General features: G+C 69.2%; 3 protein-coding genes. All 3 read left to right on the plus strand.

Annotated elements, in window-relative coordinates; all coding sequences use genetic code 11:
- The first annotated feature begins 170 nt into the window (after positions 1-170).
- From ACIOJE_RS41055 to ACIOJE_RS41065, 3 genes are read left to right on the plus strand one after another with little or no spacing between them, the layout of a single operon-like run.
- The gene (locus ACIOJE_RS41055; RefSeq protein ID WP_400783779.1) at positions 171-1,307 is read left to right on the plus strand and encodes a tyrosine-type recombinase/integrase; all 1,137 of its coding nucleotides are present in this window, start codon (positions 171-173) and stop codon (positions 1,305-1,307) included.
- Positions 1,297-3,453 carry a tyrosine-type recombinase/integrase gene (locus ACIOJE_RS41060; protein ID WP_400783781.1) on the plus strand — a complete coding sequence of 719 codons (2,157 nt, stop codon included), beginning with the start codon at positions 1,297-1,299 and terminating at the stop codon, positions 3,451-3,453. Before ACIOJE_RS41055 ends, ACIOJE_RS41060 begins: the two co-directional genes overlap by 11 nt.
- The gene (locus ACIOJE_RS41065; protein ID WP_400783784.1) at positions 3,450-3,878 is read left to right on the plus strand and encodes a DUF6262 family protein; all 429 of its coding nucleotides are present in this window, start codon (positions 3,450-3,452) and stop codon (positions 3,876-3,878) included. Before ACIOJE_RS41060 ends, ACIOJE_RS41065 begins: the two co-directional genes overlap by 4 nt.
- Positions 3,879-4,490 lie beyond the last annotated feature (612 nt).

A 4,490-nucleotide genomic window follows, 5' to 3' on the forward strand; every position in this document is an offset into this window, starting at 1 on the left:
GTTATCAACGGGGCCTGAGCCGCTCTCTTCTATGTCTGCGACGAGCGTGACCGGAGCCGTCTGGTCTCGTTGTTGAAGTGCTATCAGCGGGAGTTCTTCAACGAGATGGAACGGCGACAGTGGCGTTCAGCTTGGCGGTCCGACCCTCGGGTGGGCAGCGGACGTGGACCGTGATCGATGAGAAGTACCGGACGGTCGCGCCGGTCGAGGAGTGGCTGGAGGCCCACCGGCACCTGTGGTCACCGAACACCGTCCGCGGCTATGCGACCTCGCTGGCCCAGTGGTGGACGTTCCTCGAACAGCGCGGTGAGGCTGCGGGATGGGCCGATCTCGGAGTCCCGGCCGTTGCCGGATTCCTGTCCTGGCTGCGCAACGGCCGCACCGTCGAGAACGCTCTCGTCGATCCTGAGAAGGCTCCATCGCCCGAGACCCTGGAGGCCAGACTCGCCGCTCTGATCTCCTTCTACCGCTGGCAGGAGGCGGTCTTCGCGGTGCCGGTCGCGGGCCGGATGATGCGCGGGGCACCGCGCCAGGCCCCAGCCCGGGGTCTGCTTGCCCACCTGGACGCCCGCGGCACACCGGGGCCGTCTTCGCTGGTCCGCGTTCGCCGCCACCGGCACCGCGGGCGGCCGCCCCTGCTGCTGCCGGCCGAGATCCAGGCGATCCTGGACGGTTGCGCGACGCCGGACGGCCCGGCCGGCGAGTGGGCGGGGAACCTGCGTGACCGGCTGCTGTTCGCCCTGCTCGCGGAGACCGGGATGCGCCTTGGCGAGGCCCTGGGCCTGCGGATCTGCGACTTCGTCATGGGCCGCGGCGGCACTCCCTATGTCGAGGTCGTGCCGCGCGGGGACAACCCGAACGGGGCGAGGGTGAAGATGATGCGCCCCCGCCGGGTCTATGTGGGCGCCGACCTAGAGCGGCTCTTCGCCGACTACCTGACCCATCTCGCCTGCCGAGCTGCCGAGTTGGGCCTGCCGATCGGCACCGACTCGCCGCTGCTGGTCAACCTGACCCGGCCGCCTCTGCTGGCCGCGATGCGGGAAGGAACGGTGAGGGACAAGACCGCCGCCCTGCGCAAGAAGGGCATCGGCCCATCCGCCTGGACGCCGCACTGGTTTCGGCATAGCCACGCGACCGCACTGCTGCTGGCCGGGACACCGGAGTGGGTGGTCTCCCGCCGCCTCGGACACGCACACGTGCAGACCACGCTCGACCTCTACGGCTGGGTCCGAGAGGACGAGGCCCTGCGGGCCGCGGCGAACTGGAAGTCGTACATCTCCGCCTGGCAGGTGACCGATGGCCGGTGACCAGCGCCGCCTGCACGCCATCGGCGGCGAGGACCCGATCTGGCGACTGTGGTCGCAGCTACCCGAGCCCTGGAAGGGACCGGTCATCGGGGACGGCATCGAGGACTGGGACAGGATCACCGAGAACGGCGACCGCAGGATCGACCTGACCGGCCTGCCCGACCCGATCCCCGCCGAACTGGCATGGATGTCGCACTGGCAGGCTCTGGACGGAACCCGCTCGTCGGTGCTGGGCACCAACCAGCTCGCGAACATCCTCCGCCGAGCGATCCGGGAGAACCACCCCTTCCCGCCCTCGATCCGCACGATGGACTGGGAGACCGCCGGCGCCCTGCAGCGGTGGTTCTATGCCACCCGCTGGGGTCGGCTGCCACCGCACGGCAGCGTCGCCCGACTGCGGGTGATCTTCCGCTTCGCCCGTCTGGCCCTGCTCACCCGCTGCCACGACGGGCCCTGGTGGTCCCTGGACGAGTGGCACCCCCGCTGCGATCCCCGGATCCCGCTGGCCGAACACGAACCCCAGGCCCACTACGGCTGTTCACCCTCAAAGATCAGCCAACCGTGGCTCCGGGAAGCGGTGAAGTGGCACCTCGGCACCCAGCTCGAGGCCGGGACCTTGCGCTGGTCGACCGTGAGCCAGGAACGGATGCGCTGTTACGTCCGCTTCGACCGATGGCTTGAGACCTTCACCGACCCTCTGGACGTCCTGGGCGATCCCGCCCACGCGGTCCAGCTCGCCGCTGCCTTCCGCCGCTGGGACGCCGACCCGGCCAACCGGCTCTTGCGCCGGTCCGAGCAGCGGTTCGCCCAGCGGCCCGTCCACCCCCGCCTGGTCAACGACGACCTGCGGGCCATCGCCGAGCTGTTCGCGTTCACCGCGGCCAACCCCGCCGAGGCCCTCCAGATCCTCGGCCCGCACCCGTGGTCGCGGGTCACCGATGCCCACGCTGCCGGCTGGTTCCGCCAGGTCTCCCGCATCCCGCACCAGCGGGAACTCAACGATGAGCACTACGTCGACGACCACGCGCTCGCCCAGATCCCGTCGGCCCTGCTCCTGCTCGGCCTCCCTCGCGACGAACGCCTGACCATCACCCGCGGGGACGGGCAGCAGGTCATCACCCGCGGTTTCGACGACCCGCAAGCCATGCGCATGATCCTCCTGCAGATCCTGACCGGCCGCCGGTCCAGCGAGATCCGCACCTGCCGGTTCGACTGCCTCTCCCCGGTCCCCGACCGGGCGGTCGACGCCGCCGAGGGCGAACAGATCGCCCGATTCCACTACGCACAGAGCAAGATCGACATCGCGCCGGACAACATCCTCGTCGACCGCGAGGTCGTCGCGGTCATCGAGGAACAGCGACAGTGGGTCCGCGAACACTTCCCCGACATCACACCGCGCCACCTGTTCCTGCAGCGGACCGGCAATCGGCAGGGCGACAAGCCCTACCCGTCCGGGACCTATGCCTGGATGCTCCGGGAGTTCAGCGCCGTCGTGAAGATCACCGACAGCAAGGGCAGGCCGGTCGGGCTGAGCCACACCCACCGCTTCCGGCACACCAAACTGACCCGGCTCGCCGAACTCGGCCTGCCGGTCCACGTGTTGATGCGCTATGCCGGGCACACGACCCCGTCGATGACGATGCACTACATCGCCGCCCGCGAGGAGCACGCCGAGCAGGCCTTCCTTGCCACCGCCAAGCTGAAGGCCGACGGCACCCGCATCGTCTTCTCCCGCGAGGACCATGACAGCCTCCAGCTGTTCAACCGGGCCGACCGGTTCCTCCCGCACGGCTGGTGCCTGCTGCCGCCCCTGCAGACCTGCGACAAGGGAAACGCCTGCCTGACCTGCTCGGTCTTCGTCACCGACGCCTCCCACCAACCCGCCCTGGAACGGCAGCTGGCCGAGACCGAGGGGCTGATCGACCGCGCCACCACCGCGTTCCAGGACCGTCACGGCCGTCCGATGCCCGAGGACAACGTCTGGCTCCTCCAGCGCCGGGCCGAGCACGCGGCCCTCACGAGGCTGCTGGACACGATCCGCGCCAAGCCCGGCCGCGCGGTCCAGGGCGCCGGCTGCGGCACCGCCCCCACCGGGCCCGTCCCTCTCACCATCGACCTCGACCACCACCGAAGGACCCGGCCGTGACCGACGCCCGCACCAAGCGCACCCAGACTCTCACCGCCGCCGCGAAGGCAAAGTCGCAGGCCAAGACCCATGCCGCCGAGCAAGCCATCCGGCGGTTGATCAAGCGCGGCGAGGCGATCACCTTCCAGGCCGTCCAGCGCGAAGGCCGTGTCTCCCACGCCTTCCTCTACAACCACCCCGACCTGCGCGGACGCATCGAACGCCTGCGATCCCAGGCCCGCCCCATCCCCGCGCAGGCGCCCCCCGCGGACCCGGAGAGCACACTCGTCCTCGCGCTGACCAGCCAGATCACCCGACTGAAGAAACAGCACCGCCAGGAAGTCCAGGCCCTGCGGGAAGCACTGGAGCAGGCCCACGGCGAGAACCTCGATCTCCGCCGCGAGCTCGACCGCCGCGGCTTGTCTGGGCAGGTCCAGGCAAGCTGAAAATGTTCTTGAAGACATCGTGTCATCAGGGCTAGCGTTCTTGCACCTGCCAACACCGGCACCTTCAGGAAGTCCACATGCCTCGCCGGACACCGGGCGAGATCAGGTCCCAGCTGCCGCTGCGGGACACCAGGCACTTCAGACGGACCGTCATCAGAGGACTGTCCGCTTCCACGAACCGACAGATCGCCCAGTTCGAGCGCGAGCGACGCCTGCCCAGGGGCGACATCGCGCTGGCCTTCCGCCGCTGGGCTCAGAGAGCCGGACGCCCTCGCAACGCAGAAGAGTGGCACTACGGATACTCCGACGTCGCCACCGGACACATCCGCACGCTACTCGAAGTTGCCACTTGCAACCTCCGCCCCCGCGCTCGAAGGGAACTACAGGCCGCCCTGGCGCCGATCGACGCACGCGTTCTAAAGCGCACCGTCAACGATCCATTCGCTCCACAGCACCTGCCCTGGTGGCAACGGCGCATCGAGGTTTGACCCTCGGCCCGAAACCAGGGTGGGGCCCAGAGATCGCTCCTGCAGCCACGCGCACTTGTTTCTATGTCTTTGACGTTACTACCAGGGCGATCACCCGAACCGAGAACTTGATCCCCAGATAACG

Origin of the sequence: Kitasatospora sp. NPDC087861, assembly GCF_044742585.1 — a bacterium.
Lineage (GTDB): Bacteria > Actinomycetota > Actinomycetes > Streptomycetales > Streptomycetaceae > Kitasatospora.

Bases quoted from the DNA above. Each gene is read 5' to 3' on its own strand.
- ACIOJE_RS41060 (WP_400783781.1), top strand. From the start codon at position 1,297: ATGGCCGGTGACCAGCGCCGCCTGCACGCCATCGGCGGCGAGGACCCG.